The sequence below is a fragment of the Pseudonocardia sp. genome, from assembly GCF_050246655.1.
In the GTDB taxonomy this organism is placed as follows: Bacteria; Actinomycetota; Actinomycetes; order Mycobacteriales; family Pseudonocardiaceae; genus Pseudonocardia.
Map to the genome: position 1 here is coordinate 73254 of NZ_JBFWVQ010000006.1, position 18338 is coordinate 91591.

Sequence of the window (18338 nt, forward strand, 5' to 3'; positions counted from 1 at the left end):
CGCTCAGATGAGCCCGGCCGTCCGCGCGACGTGCGCGGCGGCCGTGCGGTTGCCCACCTCGAGGCGGCGCATGGCGTTGCGCAGGTAGGTCTTCACCGTCTCGACGGTGAGGCCGAGCTCCTCGGCGATCTGCGCGTTCGTGGCACCGGTGGCGACCAGCGCGAGGCACTGCTGCTCGCGCGGCGCGAGCCGGACGTCCGGCGGCAGGTCGGCCGCGGGGCCCGCGAGGCTGCGGTGGGCGCGCATCAGGCGGGCGCGCAGCTCGGGGTCGGTCTGGCGAGCGGCGACGTCCCTGAGCTCGGCCAGCGCCTCCTGCGTGGAGAGCCGCCCCGCCTCGGCCCGGGGCGGCGCCAGCAACCGGGAGAGCTCCACCTCCAGCTTGCGGACGATCCCGCCGGTGCGCCGCACCGCGACGTCGCCGATCGGGAGGCCGTCGCGGGAGGCCCCGTACACGACACCGACGACGTCGGCGCCCACCCGCAGCGGGAACGCGAGCACGCCGGTGAGCTGCTCGCCGTCGACGACCTGGCTGTCGAAGTGGTGGGTGATGGTGGCGTTGGTGCGGTAGTCGCTCACGAGGCAGGGACGCGCGCGGGCCAGCGCGAGACCGCCGAGCCCGCGACCGCGCTGGACGGCGAGGCCGTCCAGGGTGCGTCCGAGGGTGCCGCGCAGCTCCGAGATCACGATCCGTTCGGTGCTGCCGTGCTCCACGGCCCCGCCGAACACCGCGGGCAGCCCGGTGAACTCCCGGAGCAGGTCCAGGCGAGAGCCGACGAGCCGGCGGACGACGTCGGTGGTCGCGGTCGATGCGCTCACGCGGTCGCCTCCCTCGGTCGCGGCGGTGCGAGTGTCGTCCTCCCAACGCCGACGCCCCCCACCGGGTGACGGTTCGTGCCCGGCGCACAACCCGGGCGGCCGGCTTCGGTCCGCAGACCGATGGAACGCGGCGCCCCGCTTCGTAGCGTCGCCGTACCAGCTCGGACGGGGAGGACGGGATGAGGACCTACGCGCTGTCGCGGCCGGTCGACGGACGGGACACCTGGCACGACCCCAAGCGGTACCTGTGGCTGCTCGGACTGGTGGTGCCGGTGCTGCCGTTCGTCGCGATGGGCCTGCACGCCTGGACCGGCCTCGCCGCCGCCCTCTACGTCGGCCCGGTGGTGCTGCTGGTGATCGTCCCGCTGATCGACCTGATCACCGGCGACGATCCCACGAACCCGCCGGACGAGGTGGTGGAGGCGCTGGAGGAGGATCGCTACTACCGCTGGGTGACCTACGCCTTCCTGCCCGTCCAGTACGCGGGGTTCGCCGCCTCGGCCTGGTACGTCGCTACGCAGGACCTGACCTGGGTCGGCGTGCTCGGGCTCGCGCTCACGGCGGGTTCCGTCGCGGGAGTCGCGATCAACACCGCGCACGAGCTCGGGCACAAGCGCGAGTCCGCCGAGCGGTGGCTCGCCAAGGTCGCCCTCGCGCAGTGCTTCTACGGCCACTTCTTCATCGAGCACAACCGCGGCCACCATGTCCGCGTCGCCACGCCCGAGGACCCGGCGTCGAGCCGCATCGGGGAGAGCTTCTACGCGTTCTGGCCGCGGACGGTCCTCGGCTCGCTGCGCAGCGCCTGGCGGCTGGAGACGAAGCGGTTCGCCCGCCGCGGGCGCCACCCGTGGCGCATCGGCAACGACGTGCTCAACTCGTGGCTGCTGTCGGCCGTGCTCTGGGGTGGCCTTGTCGCCTGGCTCGGGGTCGGGATCGTGCCGTTCCTGCTGATCCAGGCCGTGTGGGGGGTCACGCTGCTGGAGCTGGTCAACTACATGGAGCACTACGGGATGCTGCGCCGGAAGGTCGGGCCCCCGGACCGTCGCCGCTACGAGCGGGTCACTCCCGCGCACTCGTGGAACTCCAACCAGATCGCCACGAACGTGCTCCTCTACCACCTGCAGCGCCACAGCGACCACCACGCGAACCCTACGCGCCGCTTCCAGACCCTCCGTGACTTCGCCGAGGCGCCCGTCCTGCCCACCGGCTACGCGGGGATGATGGTGACGGCCCTGGTGCCGCCGCTGTTCCGCAGGCTGATGGACCCGCTCGTCGTCGCCCACTACGACGGCGACCTGCGCCGGGCGAACGTGCAGCTGTCGAAGCGGGAGCAGTTGCTGGCCCGCTACCCGGTCCCGGTGGCCGCCGGTCGCGCCGGCACTGCCGAGGGCGGCGCAGCGGAGGCTGCCGCCAGCACGGCTGCTGCGGACGTCGCCGCTGCCCGCTGCCCCGGCTGCGGCTACACCTACGTCGTCGCCGAGGGCAACGAGCTGGAGGGCTTCGCCGCCGGTACCGCCTGGTCGGACGTCCCGGACGACTGGTGCTGCCCGGACTGCGGCGTCCGGGAGAAGGTCGACTTCGTCCCGCTGGCCGCGGCTGACGGCTGACCGGGAGCCTCCGCCGGGTACGGTCCGGCGATGATCGAGGGCGCCTCGGAGACGCTCCGCGAGGTCGCGGCGGCACTCCTCGCGGAGCCGGACGAGCTGCTCGCCACGGTCGTCGCGGAGATCACCGCCGCGGTACCGGGCCTCGCCGCGGAGCCGCGGCTGCGGGCGCTGCTCGCCGCGACCGTCCACGACACCGTCCTCGGCGGGCTCGCGGTGTTCGCGAGCGGCGCCCCCGTCAGGGACGCCGTCGCGCCCGACGCCGGGGTCGAGCTCGCCTGCCGCTTGGCCCAGCAGAACGTCCCGATCTCGGTGATGCTGCGCGCGTACCGGCTGGGGCAGGCGGCGTTCCAGCAGGAGATGCTCACGCGCATCGGCGGACGCCGGGTCGGCGCCGAGGAGCTGGTGGGCGCGGCGCGCGACCTCACCTCGGTGACGTTCAGCTTCGTCGACGCGATCGCGGAGCAGGTCGTCGCCGCCTACCAGGCCGAGCGTGACGAGTGGCTGTCGCGGCGCAACACCGCCCGCCTCGCCAGGGTCACGGCCCTGCTCGCGGGCGGCACCGGCGACGCACCGCCGGGCTACGACGTCGCCGGCACGCACCGGGCCGCCGTCCTGTGGAGCGACGACGGCGGCCCGGACCTGGAACGCCTCGTCCCGCCGCTGGCCGCCGCGGTGGGCTGCGCGCGGACGCCGCTGGTCGTGGCGCCGGACGCCTCCACGCTGTGGATCTGGTTCCCCGGCGCCCCCGAGGTCCCCGACGGCGCCGCGCTCGGGCCGGGTGCGTGGGCGGCCCTCGGCGATCCCGCGGACGGGCTGGACGGGTTCCGGGCCTCGCACCGCCAGGCCGTCCGGGCGCAGTCCGTGGCGCTGGTGGCCGAGCCGCGGCACCGGCTGCGGATCACGACGATGGCGGCGCTGGGCCCGCTGGCGCTGCTCGGCGCCGATCCCGCCGAGGCCGGGCCGTGGGTGCGCGCGGTGCTGGGCGGCCTCGCCGCGGACGACGAGCCGCACGCCCGGCTGCGCGAGACGCTCTGGACCTACCTCGCCCACGACGGCAGCCTCGCCGCGACGGCGGCCGAGCTGCACCTGCATCGGAACACCGTCCAGTACCGGATCCGCCGTGCGGTACAGGCGCGGGGCTGCCCCCTGGTCGAGCGGCGCCTGGACGTCGAGGTGGCGCTGTTGGCGTGCCGGGTGCTCGGATCCGCGGTTCTCGTTCCGGAATGACCGGACGGTGGTTGGCAATGCTTCACGACTGCTGCTAGGTGTCGGGGGCCGACGGGTGGCAACGGGGCCGCCGGGCGTGGATCGGAGGTCGGCATGGGTCGGGTCGAGGGCAAGGTCGCGCTGATCACGGGTGCCGCGCGGGGCCAGGGGCGTTCGCACGCGCTGCGGCTGGCGGAGGAAGGCGCCGACATCATCGCCGTGGACGTCTGCGAGCAGCTGGGGAGCGTCCCGTACGACATGGCGACGGAGGCCGATCTCGCGGAGACGGCCAAGCAGGTCGAGGCGCTGGACCGGAGGATCGTCACCTGCAAGGCCGACGTCCGCGACCTCGCGGCGATGCAGGCCGCGGTCGCGGAGGGCGTGACCGAGCTGGGGCGGCTGGACGTGGTGGTCGCGAACGCGGGCATCGCCAGCTTCGCGCCCGCCCACGAGCTCACCGAAGAGGTCTGGGACGAGATGATCGAGGTCAACCTCACGGGCGTGTGGAAGACCGTGCGGGCCGCGCTGCCGACGCTCATCGACCAGGGCAGCGGCGGATCGATCATCATCACCAGCTCGACGGCGGGGCTGGTCGCGTTCGGCAACCTGGCGCACTACACGGCGGCCAAGCACGGCGTCGTCGGGCTGATGCGGGTGCTCGCGGTGGAGCTGGCCCCGCAGCGGATCCGGGTCAACACGGTGCACCCCACGACCGTCGACACGGACATGGTGCAGAACCCGTCGATCTACCAGCTCTTCCTCGGCAAATCCGACGCCACCCGCGACGAGGCGGAGCAGGGGATGAAGATGGTCAACGCGCTGCCGATCCCGTGGGTCGAGGCGATCGACATCTCCAACGCCGTGCTCTACCTGGCCTCCGAAGAGGCCCGCTACGTCACGGGAACGACGATGGTGGTGGACGCGGGCGGCACCGCGCCGTACAAGATCCCGCACGCGTGACCGTCTCCACCGGCGCGGCGCGCCGCGATGAGATCGCCCGCGACGTGGTGGGCCGCCGCCGCGAGCTGGACCTGGTGCTCGCGGCGGTCACGGCCGGGCGCGACGTCCTGCTGGAGGGGCCGCCGGGCACGTCCAAGTCCACGATCCTGCGGGCGATCACGGCGAACTGGGGAGTGCCGTTCGCGCTGGTGGAGGGCAACGCGGAGCTCACCCCGGCCCGGTTGGTGGGCCACCACAACCCCGCACGCGTGCTGCGCGAGGACTACTCGGCGGAGAACTTCGTGCCGGGCCCGCTCGTGTCCGCGATGCGCCAGGGCGGGTTCCTCTACATCGAGGAGCTCAACCGGGCCCCCGAGGACACCCTCAACGTGCTGCTCGCGGCGATGGCCGAGCGGCAGGTCGAGGTGCCGCGGGTGGGCACGATCACGGCCGGGGCGACGTTTCGGGTGCTCGCCTCGATGAACCCGTTCGACAACGTCGGCACGGCGCGGATCTCCGACTCCGTCTACGACCGGTGGTGCCGGCTCGCGATCGGCTACCAGGACGAGGGCGACGAGCGCGCGATCGTCGCGGTCCGCACCGGCAGCACCGACGAGCGGCTGATCGCCGACGCCGTGGCGCTCACCCGCGCGACCCGGGTGCACCCCGAGCTGCGGCGCGGCTCCAGCGTGCGCGGGGCGATCGACCTGGTCGCGATCGCGGCCGAGCTGGCCGGCCTGCACGAGGGCGGGTACGAGCAGGTGGTCCTGGACGCCGCGCAGCTGGCGCTCTCGGCACGGATCGGCGTGGACGAGGCGGGCGAGGCGACGCCGGAGGCGGTGATCACCGAGATCTGGGAGAACCATTTTTTCTCGCGCCCCGGCGTGCGGCGCCGGGACCGCACCGGATAGACGTCCCCAACGCGGTCGCGCTCCCGTCGGCGCGCGGGATGCTCGCGCCGCTGCGGCGCAAGCCCAAGCGCCTCGACGAGGCCCCGGCGCTCTACCGGTCGGGGGGCGGCGCGCCGGTGGTCGTCGACCTCGCCGGGGGGCTGCCGGGCCCCGCCGGGGACGGCCCGGCGGGCGGCCAGGGCGTGCTGGTGACGTCTGCTCGGTCGCAGCTGCGGGATCTCGACCGGTTGCTGGAGGACGAGCCGGTCGACCGCGAGGTGGCGGCGCTCGCCCGGCGGATCGCGCGGCGGCTCGCCGTGCGCCGCCGCCCGCGCGAGGTGCGCGGTGAGCGGGGCGCGGGCCGGCTCGCCTCCGTGCCGTACCGCTACCGCTCCGACGACATCGATCTCGACCGCACCATCGAGGTGCTCACCGAGCGTCCCGTCCCCGAGGACGCCGACATCGTGGTGCGCGAGCGGATGCGCCCGCGCCAGGCCGTCGCCCTGGTCGTGGACGTGTCCGGCTCGATGCGCGGGGAGAAGGTCCGCACGGCCGCCGCGACCGTCGGTGCGCTGTCGGCCGATCTCGCCGACGACCGGCTCGCCGTCGTCGCGTTCTGGTCGGACGCGGCGGTGCTCACCCCGCTCGACGCACCGGTGACCGGGCATCAGGTGCTGGACGCGCTGCTGCGCATCCGCGCCCGTGGGCTCACCAACGTGCACTTCGCGCTCGCCGTGGCGCACGCCGAGCTGCACCGGTCCGCGGCGCGGCGGCGCACCGCCGTGCTGCTCACCGACGCCGTGCACAACGCGGGGCCGGACCCTCGCCCGCTCGCCCGCCGCTTCGACGAGCTGCACGTCCTGCTGCAGGCCGACGGCGAGCACGACGCACCGCTCGCGGCCGACCTCGCCCGCCTCGGCCGTGGCCGGCTCGCCCGGGTGCACACCCACCGTGACGTCGCTCCCGCGCTGAACCGGATGTTCGCGGGGAGGTGATCCCGGGGTGAGGGCCCGCCGCGCCCGCCCGCGACCGGCCGGCGCCGCTCGCACAGACCCCGTGGTGCTCGCGCACACGGTCTGCGGTGTGTGCCACCACCGGCGGGTGTGTGCCGCCGCTCGCACATATGTGCGACCACCCGCGCCGGGTTCGCGTCCGCGCCCGCCCCGACCGGCCGGTGTCGCTCGCACAGACCCCGCGGCGCTCGCACACACGGTCTGCGGTGTGTGCCACCACCGGCGGGTATGTGCCGCCGCTCGCACACATGTGGGACCACCCGCGCCGGGGCCGGTGCCGCTCGCACAGACCCCGCGGCGCTCGCACATATCCCGTGGTGCTCGCACACACGGTCTGCGGTGTGTGCCACCACCCGCGGGTATGTGCCACCACCCGCACGAGCGCGTGGCGGCGGGCGGACGGCGTCCTGAGCGCCCCGGCCGGTGTGCCGCGGTCAGTGACCCCGGAACGCCTCCGCGAGCCACCACGACGGCCCGTCTGCGGTCACCTTCGCGTCCACCAGTATCGGCCGGTCCCGCGGCCCGGCGAGCCAGTCCGCGACGGCGTCCAGGTCGGCGGGCGAGCGCACGGTCGCGGCCGCGCAGCCGTACCCGGCGGCGATCGCGGCGAGATCGGCGTCGGGGAACGTGACGGTGGCGTGGTCGTCGCCGGTGAAGTGGTGCACCTCCGCGCCGTAGCCCGCGTCGTCGTAGACCACGACGAGCATCCCGATCCCCAGCCGGACGAGCGTCTCCAGCTCGGAGATCCCCATGAGGAACCCGCCGTCGCCGAGCGCGGCCACCGGCAGCCGGTCCGGCCGGGCCAGCGCCGCCCCGATCGCGGTGGCCAGCCCCAGGCCGATCGACTGGTAGGACTGCGTCATGCAGAACCCGGCCGCGTCCGGGACGGCGAGGTAGGCCGCCGGGTAGCCCATGAAGTTGCCGGAGTCGATCGCGAGGGTGCGCTCGGCGGGCAGCAGCGCGTCCAGCCGGGCGGACAGCGCGCGGGGGTCGATCCTGCCGTCATGGCCGTCGCTGTCCACCGGCAGGTCGGTCCACCGTCCCTCCGTGGCGATCCGCTTCGCGACCTCGTCGGTGCGCTGCCCGGGCCCGCCCCGCACGGCCGCCAGCACGTCCCGGGCGGTGGCGGCGACGTCGCCCACCACCCCGAGCCGGACGGCCCGGTTCCCGCCGAGCGCCGCCGGGTCGTCGTCGACCTGGACCACGGCGGCGTCCGGGCCGATCAGGGCCCCGTGGCGTGTGGTCCACACCGTGAGCGACGCGCCCCAGGCGACGACCAGGTCCGATCCGGCGATCAGCTCGGCGGCGAGCGGAGTGGCGAACCCGCCGGAGATGCCGAGGTCCCACTCCTGCCCGGCGAACAGGCCGTTCGCGACGGCGGACGTCGCGAGCAGTGCGCCGCACCGGTCCGCGAGCGCGACCAGCTCGGGCGCCGCCCCGAACGCCCCGCGGCCCGCGACGAACACCGGGCGCGCCGCCGCGTCCAGCAGCGCGGCCAGCTCGGCGACGGCCGCCGGCCCGGGCCGCGGCGCGATCCACGGCGTCACCGCGGGTAGCGCGTCCGGGACGGTGCACGGCTGCGCCTGCACGTCCAGCGGCAGCGCGAGGACGACCGTGCGCCGCTCCCGCACGCACGTCCCGTAGGCGCGCAGCACGTCGGCGACCGCCGAGGCGGGCGAGTGCACCCGCTCCGCCACCGCACCCACCGAGCGGACCGCGGCGTCGCTGTCGATGCGGAAGTTCGACCGCACCGCCGCCCCCGCCGTGTCCGCGGCCAGGACCAGCAGGGGAGTGCGGCTCTTCGCCGCCTCGGCGATCCCCGTCAGCGCGTTGGTCAGCCCCGGCCCCTGGTGCACGGTGAGCACCGCGACCTGCCCGGACGTGCGCGCGTAGGCGTCCGCGATCACGGCGGCGCCGCCCTCGTGGCGGGCGGCGACGAACGGGACGCCGCCGGCCCGCAGGGCGTTCGTGACGTGGAAGTTCCCTGAGCCGACCACGCCCGCCGCGACCCCGACCCCGAGCCGCGCGAGGACCGTCCCGACGACCTCCGCGACCGTCACTTCTCGACCAGCGCCAGCACGCGAGCCGGGCTGCCGGAGCCGCCGACGATCGGCAGCGGGCACACGATCAGCACCGCGCCGGTGGGCGGGAGCCGGTCCACCCCGCGCAGGCTGGTGAGCCCCCACTTGTTCGCGCCCATCAGCTCGGAGTGGCACGGGAACGCGGGCTCGAACGAGTGCGCCGCACCGGCGTCCGTGCCGACGGTCTCCACGCCGAAGCCGGTGATCGGGGTGTCCCGGGCGAGCCAGCGCGCGCACTCGACCGACACGCCCGGGGTGTGCGGGCCGGACTCGTCGGCGTTGGCGAACGCGGCCGCGTCGTCCCCGCGGGCGGCCCAGCCCGTGCGGTAGAGGAGCCAGCCGCCGTCCGGCAGCGGGCCGTGCTCGGCCTCCCAGGCGCGGACGTGCTCGATCTCCAGCAGGAAGTCCGCGTCCTTCTCCACCTCGCCCGTCATGTCGATGACCGCGGCGGGCCCGACGAGGGTGGTCATCGGCGCCTGGGAGACGTCGAGGCCGTCGCGTCCGGTGATCCAGTGGACGGGCGCGTCGAGGTGGGTGCCGGTGTGCTCGCCGGTGTGGATGTCGTTCCAGTACCAGGCCGGGCCCTTCTCGTCGTAGCGGGAGAGCAGCTCCAGCTCGAACCGGTGGGTGTTGGCCAGCGGCGGGGGCAGCTCCAGGATCGGCGTGGACTCCTGCAACGGGGTGGTCAGGTCGAGGATCTCGACGCGGCCCGAACGGGTGGCCTCGACCACGGCGGACAGCACGGACATGGTTCTCACTCCTCGCGACGGCGTCCCGCCGAGCATTCCGCGTCGGCGCGGCGCGACCAACCCCCGCGCGCCATCCCGGCCCTGGTCACGAGGCATCCGCCGCCTTCCGGGCGTGGCTAGACTCGGCGATCCGGGGGGCCGCGTGCGCCCTCCGGTGCAGGCGGGGTGCGTCGATGAGCGGAGCGGAGCCGGCTCCCCGGGTGCGGCTGCGGGACGTGGCCCGGCGCGCGGGCGTCGCGCAGTCCACGGCGTCCGCCGTGCTCACCGGACGATCCGAGGAGGCCCGCATCGCCCCCGCCACGCGGGCGCGCGTCCAGGCCGCCGCCGCGGAGCTGGGCTACCGGCCGAACCTCGCGGCGCGCAACCTGCGCTCCCGCACGAGCCGCATCATCGGGCTGGTGTCGGACGCGATCGCGGCCGAGCCGTACGCGGGGGAGATGGTGCGCGGCGCGTCCGCCGCGGCCGTCACGCACGGGCGGCTGCTGCTGATCGCCGAGAGCGACGGAAGCCCCAGCGTCGAGGACGATCTCGTGCACGGCATGATCGACCGTCAGGTGGACGGCCTCATCTACGGCTGCCTCGCCACCCGCACGGTGACGCTCTCGGCTGCGGTCCGCTGCCTGCCGACGGTGCTGCTGAACTGCCTGGCGGACCCGCTGCCGGGTCCCGCGGTAGTGCCGGACGACGTGGACGGCGGCCGGGAGGCGGCGGCGGCCCTGCTCGCGGCCGGGCACCGCGAGGGGATCCACGTCGTCGGCAGGCGCTACCGCAACGTCCTGGCCGGGCGGCGCCGGCTACGGGGCATCCGGGCACGGCTGGCGGAGGCGGGCTGTTCGGTCGCCGGGCTCCTGGACTGCGAGTGGACACCCGCGGAGGCCTACGCCTCGGTCTCGGCGCTGCTGCGCCGCACCCGCCCGGCCGCGCTGATCTGCCTCAACGACCGCGTCGCGTTCGGCGCCTACCAGGCGCTGGCGGCGGCGGGGCTGCGCGTCCCGGACGACGTGTCGGTGGTCGGCTTCGACGACTCGGTGATGGCGGGCTGGATGCAGCCCGGGCTGAGCTCGGTCGCGCTGCCGTACCACGAGATGGGCCGGCTGGCGGCCGACCTCCTGATCAAGGAGGACCGCCATCCGGTGGTCCACGAGATCGGGATGCTGCTGCGGCATCGGGGCTCAGTCGGCGCCCCCGCGCCGTCGCGGGCCTGAGCCCGGTCGACGGGCGTGCTTCGCGGGGTTCCGGTGTGCTTCGCAGGGTGTGCCTCGCAGGGTGTGGGTGCGCTTCGCAGGGCCTGCGGCGTCTGCGAGGGGTGTGCGGGCTCTGCGAGGACGCCGGCGGGCTGGGCGGGACCGGTGGCCTGGCCCGGCTGCCGGGCCCCGCCACCGCCGCCCCCACGGGCCGCGCCACCGCCGCCCCCACGGGCCGCGCCGCCGCCGCCGGGGCTGAGCCACTGCCACCACCTGCCGCCGCTGCGGTGGGCTGAGCCTGGTCGACGGGGCCGCGCCTTCGCAGGGTTCCGGTGCGCTTCGCAGGGTGTGGGTGCGCTTCGCAGGGCCTGCGGCGTCTGCGAGGGGTGTGCGGGCTCTGCGAGGACGCCGGTGGGCTGGGCAATGAGGCGCCGCTCGGCGGGGTGCTGATCGGGGAGACCCGGCCGACCCGGCGGTGGGCCCGGCCGACCCGGCGGTGGGCCTATTGTCGGGCCCGGGCGGTGGACCCGTGGCCCGGCCCGGCCGCGGGCCCGCCACAGGCGCCCCGCGGGCTGAGCCACCGCTACCCCCCGCGGGCCCCGCCCCCCACCGTCCCCGCAGGGCCCGCCCCGCCCCACTGAGCCATCCGCCACTACGCCGGTCGGCCCTTGACCCCGCCGCACGATTATCGATAATCGAGCACAGGGCAGTGATGCCGATCACAAGGAGGCCTGGCGTGTCGGTGCAGCAACGCCGGGTGCTCACCCGTTCGGTGCTGCGCGAGCAGCTGCGCGAGGAGATCCTCACCCGCATCCTCGACGGCGACTACGCGCCGGGCGAGCGGATCGTCGAGAGCCGGCTCATGAAGGAGTACGGCGTCAGCCAGGCACCCATCCGGGAAGCCCTGCGCGACCTCGAGGCGATGCGGTTCGTCGAGAGCGAGGCGCACCGGGGTGTGCGGGTCCGGTCGGTCACCGAGAAGGAGATCGGCGAGATGTACCCGGTGCGCGCCGCGCTGGAGGAGACGGCGGGGCGCCTCGCAGCCCCCCTCGTCACGGACGCCGTCCTCGATGCGCTCACTGCGGAGATCGCGGCCATGCGCGAGGCCCACCGCTGCGGCGACCTGCACGCCCAGCTCGTCCACGATGCCCGCTTCCACGAGGTGATCTTCGAGACCGCCGGCAACGGCCTGCTCCTCGACATGTGGCGCTCCCTGCACGCCGAGATTCGCGCTCTCGTGACCTACCTGCGCGTCGACACCACCCCGATCATCGACGCCCACCTGCCGATCCTGGACGCGCTGCGCAGGCGCGACCCGGACCTCGCGGCGCACGAGATGCGCCGTCACATCGAGCACTTCGGCGCGCTCGCCATGGGAGTGCCCGCCGACTGACCGTCCCGGACCGTCCGCACGAGGAGGTGTGGAGTTGAAACCCGCCGCATTCGACTACCTGGCGCCGCGCACGATCGACGAGGCACTGGCACAGCTCGCCGAGCACGGCGCCGAGGCGCGCCCGCTCGCAGGCGGCCAGAGCCTCGTCCGGCTGATGAACCAGCGCGCCGCGACACCGTCGGTCATCGTGGACCTCAACCGGCTGCCCGACCTGGACCACGTCGCGTCCGACAACGGAACCGTCCGGATCGGGGCGCTCGCCCGGCAGCGCGGCGTCGAGACCTCCGACGTCGTCCGTAGCCGGATCCCGCTGCTCGCCGAGGCGGGAGCGCAGGTCGCGCACCTGGCCGTACGGGAGCGGGGCACGGTCGTCGGCAGCGTCGCGTTCGCCGACCCGTCCGCCGAGCTGCCCGCGGCGCTGCTCGCCCTCGACGGGCAGGTCGTCGCGCAGAGCGTCGGCGGCGAGCGGGTCCTGGACGCCGAGGCGTTCTTCACCGGCCCGTTCACCACCGCGCTCGACCCGGACGAGCTGGCCGTCGAGCTGCGGATACCGGCACTTCCGCAGGAGCGCTGCGGCAGCGCGTTCGTCGAGATGGCCCGCCGCCACGGCGACCTGCCGGTGTGCGGGGTCGCCGCCGTCGTCCGCCTCGACTCCGACGATCGGATCGGCTCCGCGCGCATCGCCCTGTGCGGTGTGGACCGCCGCCCCGTCCGGGCGACCGAGGCGGAGGATGCGCTCGCGGGCCGGCAGCCCACGGACGAGCTCCTCCGGGAGGCCGCCGCCATCGCCTCGTGGAACGTCGATCCCGCAGGCGACTGCCACGGATCGGCCGAGTTCCGCCGCCACCTGGCAGGGGTCCTCACCCGCCGTGCCCTCGCCACCTCGATCAGCAGAGCCGTCGATGCAGCCCGGGAGGATGGGAATGCCTGAGAAGGTCCGGATCACCGTCACCGTCAACGGCACCGCCCACGACGTCCTCGTCGAACCGCGCACGCTGCTCGTCGACCTCCTCCGCGACACCCTGCAGCTGCCCGGTACCCACATCGGCTGCGAGCAGGGCGTCTGCGGCGCGTGCACGGTGCGGGTCGACGGCCGCCCCGCCCGCTCCTGCCTGATGTTCGCCGCGCAGCTCGACGGCTGCGAGGTCACGACCGTGGAGTCGCTCGCCGGCCCGGACGGGCTGCACCCCGTGCAGAAGGCGTTCGCGGAGAACCACGGCCTGCAGTGCGGTTTCTGCACGCCCGGGATGCTCATGGCGGCCTGCGAGCTGCTCGAACGCGTTCCGGTGCCCGCGCCGGAGGACGTCCGCGAGTCCCTCGGCGGCAACCTCTGCCGCTGCACCGGCTACCAGAACATCGTCCGGTCGGTGTGCGCCGCTGGTGCGGCGCTCGCGGCGGCTGACCAGGTCCCGAGCGGGGTGCAGGCATGACCACGGTGGAGAACGGCTCAGGGAACGGCTACCGCTGGATCGGCAAGCCCGTCCCTCGCAAGGAGGACCCCAAGCTGCTGACGGGCCGCGCCGGCTACATCGCCGACGTCACCCTCCCCGGGATGCTGCACGCCGCGGTGCTGCGCAGCCCGCACGCGCACGCGCGCATCCGCTCGATCGACACGTCGGCGGCGAAGGCGCTGCCCGGGGTCGTCGCCGTGCTGACCGGGCCCGAGACGCTGGAGCACATCAACCCGATGCCGGCGTTCTGCGCCGAGCCGGTGCCGCAGTCCGCGGTCGCGACCGAGAAGGTCCGCTACCCGGGCGAGGCCGTCGCGATCGTCGCGGCCACGGACCGCTACCTCGCCGAGGACGCGTGCGCGTTGATCGACGTCGACTACGAGGTGCTGGACCCGGTCGTGGACCCGCTCGCGGCGATGGCGCCGGACGCCCCCCGCCTGCACGACACCCTGGACTCCAACGTCGCCTTCCACCGCACGCTCGACTTCGGGGACGTCGACGCCGACCTGGCGCGCGCCGCCCACGTCGTCCGCCGGACGGGCCGCTGGCACCGCATGTGCGCCTCGCCCATGGAGACCGCTGGCGCGGTCTGCTCGTACGACCCCTACAGCGGCACGATGACCGTCTGGTCGAACTCGAACTTCCACAACTTCCTGCCGTGGGCGTTCGCCGGGATGCTCGGCGTGCCCACGAACCAGCTGCGCATGATCCCGTGCGCGGTCGGCGGCAGCTTCGGCAGCAAGCACTTCATCACCAAGGTCCTGTCCGTCGCCGGGGCGCTCACGAAGGCCACCGGCCGGCCCGTGTGCTACCTGGAGGACCGCCAGGACAACATCGCCGCCAACGACAACGTCGGCCCGGACCGTGTCTACGACGCCGCGCTCGCCCTGTCCGCGGACGGCGAGATGCTCTCGCTGACGCTGCGGATCGTCGATGACTACGGCGCCTACTTCCAGTTCGCGCACGGCCAGCACGGCAACGCGATGTCGCAGCCCACCGGCCCGTACCGGATCGCGAGCCTGCGCTACGACGTCTCCTGCGTGCTCACCAACAAGGTGCAGCAGGGCTTCTTCCGCGGCGCGGGCGCGGATCCCGGCAACTTCATCCTCGAACGGCTCGTGGACGCGGCCGCCGAGGAGTTGGGCATCGACCGCGTGGAGCTGCGGCGGCGCAACTTCATCCAGCCCGACCAGTTCCCGTACAAGATTCCCAGCGGCAACGTCTACGACAGCGGCAACTACCCCGCCGTCCTGGACCGCGCGCTGGAGCTCGCCGACCTCAAGCACTGGCAGGCCGAGCAGGAACGGGCGCGCGAGGAGGGTCGCTACCTCGGCATCGGCCTGGCCTCCTGCCAGGAGCGCACCGCGTACAACGCGAGCGAGTGGTGGTTCCTCTACGACGAGCCGCCGCTGCCCGCGACCAGCACGCCGGAGAGCGTGAAGCTGTCGGTGGACGCGATGGGCACCGTGCGCGTCGAGCTGGGCTGCCCGCTGTGGGGCAACAGCCCCGAGACCGTCGTGAGCCAGGTGGTCGCCGAGGAGTTCGGCATCGATCCGGCCGACATCGCGATCGTCTACGCGGACTCCACGGCCGGGGCGCTCTCGGCCGGGCCGGGTGGCAGCCGCCTCACCGTGATGCTCTCCGGGGCCGCCCGCGGCGCCTCGCGCACCGTCCGCGACAAGATGATCCGCATCGCGGCGCACGCCATGGAGATGGCGCCCGAGGACGTCGAGTGCGTCGACGGCACCTTCCGCGCCAAGGGCGCCCCCGGCACGTCCATGACGATGGGCGAGGTGGCGATGCGCGCGCACCTGTTCGCCCACGACAACCCGGAGGGGGAGTACAGCGGGCTGGTCGACGTGCACACCTACGACCACCCGTACTCGACCCCGCCCTCGGCGGACCGCACGGACATGGGCGCCTTCTACCCGATGGTGTCGCACGCCTGCCACATCCCGATCGTCGAGGTCGATCCGGAGACGGGCCAGGTCACGGTGCTCAGGTACTACGTCGTGAACGACTGCGGCACCGTGATGAACCCGCCGCTGGTGGAGGGCCAGGTCGTCGGCGGGGTGGCGCAGGGGATCGGCGCAGCGCTGATGGAGGAGTACAGCTACGCCGCGGACGGCAGCCTCGCCAGCCCGACCTTCCGCGAGTACCTCATCCCGAGCATGCACGAGATCCCCGACATCGTCGTGGAGCACCTGGAGACCCCGTCGCCGTTCACCGAGTACGGGGTGAAGGGCGCAGGCGAGGGCGGCAGGCTCGTCGCGCCGACGGCGATCGCGAGCGCGATCAGCGACGCGCTGCGCCCGCTCGGGGTGTGGGTGGACGAGCTGCCGATGACGCCGGAGCGGGTCGTGGCGGCGGTGCGCGCGGCGGCCGGGGAATGACGTCCACCCGTCCGGTGGCGGTGGGTCCGGCCGGCGCGATGCCGGACGGGCAGCGGGTGCGCGCCGCGGGGCTGGTGCGCACCGGCCGCTCGTACTCGCTGGCCGCGACCCGGTTCCCGGGGATGCCGCTGTTCCCCGGACACCCGGCGTTCCAGGTGCTCTCCTACCGCACCCCGCAGGGGCTGCGGGTGGGGCGGGAGAACCTGTGGGCGCCCGCGGCGAACGACGCCCACCTCGGCTGCATGACCGAGGTGATCAGCTCGACGGCCCACTCCGGCGCGCACGTCGACGCTCTGGCCCACATGACGATCGGCGAGGACGCCCGCTGGTACGGCGGGGCGTGCGCGGCCGAGCACCTGGGCGACTTCGGCCCGACGGTGGGGGACGCGGCGAGCCTGCCGCCGCTGTTCACCCGCGGTGTCCTCGTGGACGTCGCGGGGCACCGCGGGGTGGAGTGCCTGCCAGCGGGCTCGGTCGTGGACGCGGCCGAGGTCGAGGAGATCTGCGCCGCACAGGGCGTGGAGATCCGGGAGTGGGACGTCGTGGTCTTCCGCACCGGCTACATGGGTCTGTGGCCCGACGCCGCGCGGATGGCCCGGCACCGCTCGCCGGGGCCCGACCTCTCGGTGGCGGAGCTGCTCGTCGCGCGCGGGGTGGTCGCAGCGGGCAGCGACACCGAGACCTTCGAGGTGCAGCCCGCGCCCGATCCCGGCGTGCCCGCCAACCCGCAGCCGGTGCACACGAAGCTGCTGATCGAGAGCGGCGTCTACATCATGGAGAGCCTGGATCTGGAGGAGCTGGCCGCGGACCGGGTGTACGAGTTCCTGTTCGTCGCGCTGCCGCTGAAGATCGCCGGGGCGACCGGGTCGATGATGGACCCGCTGGCGGTGATCTGAGCTCCGGGGTCACGCGACGTCCGGTCAGGGGCGGCGGTCCGCGAGGACGCAGAACTCGTTGCCCTCCGGGTCGGCCAGTACGACCCAGCTCTCCTCGCCCTGCCCCACGTCGGCGTGTCGAGCGCCGAGGTCGAGCAGGCGGCGGACCTCGTCGTCCTGCTCCCTGTCGGTGGGGTTGACGTCGAGGTGGAGCCGGTTCTTGACGGTCTTGCCCTCGGGCACACGCGCGAACGTCAACGTCGGTGGCACCGGTCCGGGGCGGTCGCCCGCCACCGTGGCAGGCCCGATCGTGACGGTCCCGTCGTCCTCGTCCTGCACCTCGTAGCCGAGGACCGAGCACCAGAACCGGGCGAGACGGTCGGGATCGGCACAGTCGATCCCGAGCTCGGTGAGCTTGCTGGTCATGTCGGGACCTCACACCACTCCGAACATGATCGCCAGAAGTGAGACGGGCCGCCCGTATCCGGGCTTGCCGTCACACTCCTGGTGATCATGGCTGCGGCAGTCGCCGACCCGCGACGGGGTGACCGGGGCGGGGCTGCATCCCCCGTGCCGGCCCCGCCCCGGTCGGCAGCGGTGGGCGGGACCGTGCCCGCGCACCGCGGGTCAGTCGGGGGGACCGTCCGTGGCGTGGAGCGGGCACCGCGGATCGACGAGTGGTTCCTCGGCGGCGCCTGCGCGGTACGCCGCGTTCGCGAGGATCGAGCACAGGCATCCGCGGGCCACGGCGCGTGGCCCACCGGGCGCCAGATGCGGATCCGGATCCTGCGGCCCAGGCGCGACCACCGACGTCTCGTCGGACATGCATGCCCCTCTCCCCCTGACACGGATGCATGCCGTGCTCGTCGAGTACCGTATACAACGAGTAACGCGAACTTCGCAGTGGCGTTACTCGCCTTGAGAGATGCGTCTCGCGATGTCGTCGGGCGAGGACGAGGCGGCCGGATCGAGCACGATCCCGTACCCGCGGGCGACGCCGTCGATCTGCGCCCAGATCAGCCGCGTGAGGTGGTCGACGACCGCGTCGCGGTCGATCGTCCGCTCCTGCACCCACCACTCTGCGGTGTGCTGGACGAGGCCGACGATGCCGCGCGCCCACACCTCGGCCATGACCTCGTCCTCGTGACCGAACGCGCGCAGGTAGTCGCCGAGCACCGCCCCCACCGCCGTGACCACGAACTCCTCGCCCGCTCGCACGACGTCCTGGCCCCCCACCGGGGGATGGAGGGCGAAGAGGCGGTAGACCCCGGGCGACTCGTCGAGGAACTCCACGAACGCCGCCACCGAGGTCCGGATCCGCGTGTGGAACGGCCCCTCGGCGAACACAGCGGGCATCAGGCGCTGCATCAGCCGGGTGACCGCGCGCTCACCCATCGCGGACAGCAGCGCGGCCCGATCCGCGAAGTGCCGGTAGATCACCGGCCGGGTCACGCCTGCCCGCGCGGCTACCTGGTCCATCCCGAAGTCCGGACCGGCCGTCTCCAGGACGGCCAGCGCGGCGTCGAGCAGCTGTTCCCGCCGTTGCGCGCGGTGCGCGTCCCACCGGGTGCGGCGCCCGTCCGGCGCCGCACGCCGCCCCGCCGCACCGGTCTGGTCGAGCTGCTCGCCGGGCACGCACCGATACTCCACACCGCAGCGCCGCTGTCGACCCGGACGCGGCGGAACCCGCCCGCCGGGTGAACGCGATGATCCCCACGGCCCGCGCGGATCACCTATCCGA

At 74.2% G+C, this 18338-nt stretch carries 16 protein-coding genes; 11 read left to right on the forward strand and 5 right to left on the reverse strand.

Features of this window, described 5'->3' with window-relative positions; all coding sequences use genetic code 11:
* Window positions 1-3 precede the first annotated feature (3 nt).
* The gene (locus AB7J25_RS03755) at window positions 4-816 is read right to left on the reverse strand and encodes a helix-turn-helix transcriptional regulator (RefSeq protein WP_428505014.1); all 813 of its coding nucleotides are present in this window, start codon (window positions 814-816) and stop codon (window positions 4-6) included.
* Between the two features lie 179 nt (window positions 817-995).
* Here AB7J25_RS03755 and AB7J25_RS03760 point away from each other — a divergent pair, with 179 nt between their 5' ends.
* From AB7J25_RS03760 to AB7J25_RS03780, 5 genes are all read left to right on the forward strand, one after another.
* A complete protein-coding gene (locus AB7J25_RS03760; protein ID WP_428505016.1) occupies window positions 996-2423 on the forward strand; it encodes a fatty acid desaturase in 1428 nt (475 codons plus the stop codon).
* Between the two features lie 30 nt (window positions 2424-2453).
* The gene (locus tag AB7J25_RS03765) at window positions 2454-3650 is read left to right on the forward strand and encodes a PucR family transcriptional regulator (RefSeq protein WP_428505018.1); all 1197 of its coding nucleotides are present in this window, start codon (window positions 2454-2456) and stop codon (window positions 3648-3650) included.
* 93 nt (window positions 3651-3743) lie between these two features.
* Complete coding sequence (locus tag AB7J25_RS03770; RefSeq protein ID WP_428505020.1) at window positions 3744-4589, forward strand: mycofactocin-coupled SDR family oxidoreductase; 846 nt, start codon at window positions 3744-3746, stop codon at window positions 4587-4589.
* Window positions 4586-5479: an AAA family ATPase gene (locus AB7J25_RS03775; protein ID WP_428505022.1), complete on the forward strand. Its 894-nt coding sequence runs from the start codon at window positions 4586-4588 to the stop codon at window positions 5477-5479. Before AB7J25_RS03770 ends, AB7J25_RS03775 begins: the two co-directional genes overlap by 4 nt.
* A 38-nt stretch (window positions 5480-5517) precedes the next feature.
* Window positions 5518-6453 (forward strand): vWA domain-containing protein, encoded by a 936-nt coding sequence (locus tag AB7J25_RS03780; protein WP_428505024.1) that lies wholly within the window; start codon window positions 5518-5520, stop codon window positions 6451-6453.
* 452 nt (window positions 6454-6905) lie between these two features.
* Here AB7J25_RS03780 and AB7J25_RS03785 read toward each other — a convergent pair whose 3' ends face one another.
* Together AB7J25_RS03785 and AB7J25_RS03790 are read right to left on the reverse strand one after the other, a co-directional pair.
* Entirely contained in the window at window positions 6906-8531 is a 1626-nt protein-coding gene (locus AB7J25_RS03785) for a thiamine pyrophosphate-binding protein (protein ID WP_428505025.1), read from the reverse strand.
* On the reverse strand, window positions 8528-9301 hold the full coding sequence (locus AB7J25_RS03790; protein WP_428505027.1) for a cyclase family protein: 774 nt from the start codon (window positions 9299-9301) through the stop codon (window positions 8528-8530). The genes AB7J25_RS03785 and AB7J25_RS03790 overlap by 4 nt, the downstream gene beginning before the upstream one ends.
* A gap of 173 nt (window positions 9302-9474) precedes the next feature.
* Here AB7J25_RS03790 and AB7J25_RS03795 point away from each other — a divergent pair, with 173 nt between their 5' ends.
* The 6 genes from AB7J25_RS03795 (at window position 9475) to AB7J25_RS03820 (ending at window position 16618) form a co-directional block, all read left to right on the forward strand.
* On the forward strand, window positions 9475-10506 hold the full coding sequence (locus tag AB7J25_RS03795; protein WP_428505029.1) for a LacI family DNA-binding transcriptional regulator: 1032 nt from the start codon (window positions 9475-9477) through the stop codon (window positions 10504-10506).
* 715 nt (window positions 10507-11221) lie between these two features.
* The gene (locus AB7J25_RS03800) at window positions 11222-11878 is read left to right on the forward strand and encodes a GntR family transcriptional regulator (protein WP_428505031.1); all 657 of its coding nucleotides are present in this window, start codon (window positions 11222-11224) and stop codon (window positions 11876-11878) included.
* 34 nt (window positions 11879-11912) lie between these two features.
* Window positions 11913-12809, forward strand: coding sequence for an FAD binding domain-containing protein (locus AB7J25_RS03805; RefSeq protein ID WP_428505033.1), 897 nt, complete (start codon window positions 11913-11915; stop codon window positions 12807-12809).
* A complete protein-coding gene (locus AB7J25_RS03810; RefSeq protein ID WP_428505034.1) occupies window positions 12802-13308 on the forward strand; it encodes a (2Fe-2S)-binding protein in 507 nt (168 codons plus the stop codon). The genes AB7J25_RS03805 and AB7J25_RS03810 overlap by 8 nt, the downstream gene beginning before the upstream one ends.
* Window positions 13305-15722, forward strand: a complete 2418-nt coding sequence (locus AB7J25_RS03815) for a xanthine dehydrogenase family protein molybdopterin-binding subunit (protein WP_428505036.1) — start codon at window positions 13305-13307, stop codon at window positions 15720-15722. The genes AB7J25_RS03810 and AB7J25_RS03815 overlap by 4 nt, the downstream gene beginning before the upstream one ends.
* A complete protein-coding gene (locus tag AB7J25_RS03820) occupies window positions 15719-16618 on the forward strand; it encodes a cyclase family protein (RefSeq protein WP_428505038.1) in 900 nt (299 codons plus the stop codon). The genes AB7J25_RS03815 and AB7J25_RS03820 overlap by 4 nt, the downstream gene beginning before the upstream one ends.
* A gap of 24 nt (window positions 16619-16642) precedes the next feature.
* Here AB7J25_RS03820 and AB7J25_RS03825 read toward each other — a convergent pair whose 3' ends face one another.
* Window positions 16643-17023 (reverse strand): VOC family protein, encoded by a 381-nt coding sequence (locus AB7J25_RS03825; RefSeq protein ID WP_428505040.1) that lies wholly within the window; start codon window positions 17021-17023, stop codon window positions 16643-16645.
* A 483-nt stretch (window positions 17024-17506) separates the two neighbouring features.
* The gene (locus AB7J25_RS03830) at window positions 17507-18232 is read right to left on the reverse strand and encodes a TetR/AcrR family transcriptional regulator (protein WP_428505042.1); all 726 of its coding nucleotides are present in this window, start codon (window positions 18230-18232) and stop codon (window positions 17507-17509) included.
* Between the last annotated feature and the right edge of the window lie 106 nt (window positions 18233-18338).

Bases quoted from the DNA above. Each gene is read 5' to 3' on its own strand.
- AB7J25_RS03760 (WP_428505016.1), top strand. From the start codon at position 996: ATGAGGACCTACGCGCTGTCGCGGCCGGTCGACGGACGGGACACCTGG.
- AB7J25_RS03765 (WP_428505018.1), top strand. From the start codon at position 2,454: ATGATCGAGGGCGCCTCGGAGACGCTCCGCGAGGTCGCGGCGGCACTC.
- AB7J25_RS03770 (WP_428505020.1), top strand. From the start codon at position 3,744: ATGGGTCGGGTCGAGGGCAAGGTCGCGCTGATCACGGGTGCCGCGCGG.
- AB7J25_RS03780 (WP_428505024.1), top strand. From the start codon at position 5,518: ATGCTCGCGCCGCTGCGGCGCAAGCCCAAGCGCCTCGACGAGGCCCCG.
- AB7J25_RS03790 (WP_428505027.1), bottom strand. From the start codon at position 9,301: ATGTCCGTGCTGTCCGCCGTGGTCGAGGCCACCCGTTCGGGCCGCGTC.
- AB7J25_RS03795 (WP_428505029.1), top strand. From the start codon at position 9,475: ATGAGCGGAGCGGAGCCGGCTCCCCGGGTGCGGCTGCGGGACGTGGCC.
- AB7J25_RS03810 (WP_428505034.1), top strand. From the start codon at position 12,802: ATGCCTGAGAAGGTCCGGATCACCGTCACCGTCAACGGCACCGCCCAC.
- AB7J25_RS03815 (WP_428505036.1), top strand. From the start codon at position 13,305: ATGACCACGGTGGAGAACGGCTCAGGGAACGGCTACCGCTGGATCGGC.
- AB7J25_RS03820 (WP_428505038.1), top strand. From the start codon at position 15,719: ATGACGTCCACCCGTCCGGTGGCGGTGGGTCCGGCCGGCGCGATGCCG.
- AB7J25_RS03825 (WP_428505040.1), bottom strand. From the start codon at position 17,023: ATGACCAGCAAGCTCACCGAGCTCGGGATCGACTGTGCCGATCCCGAC.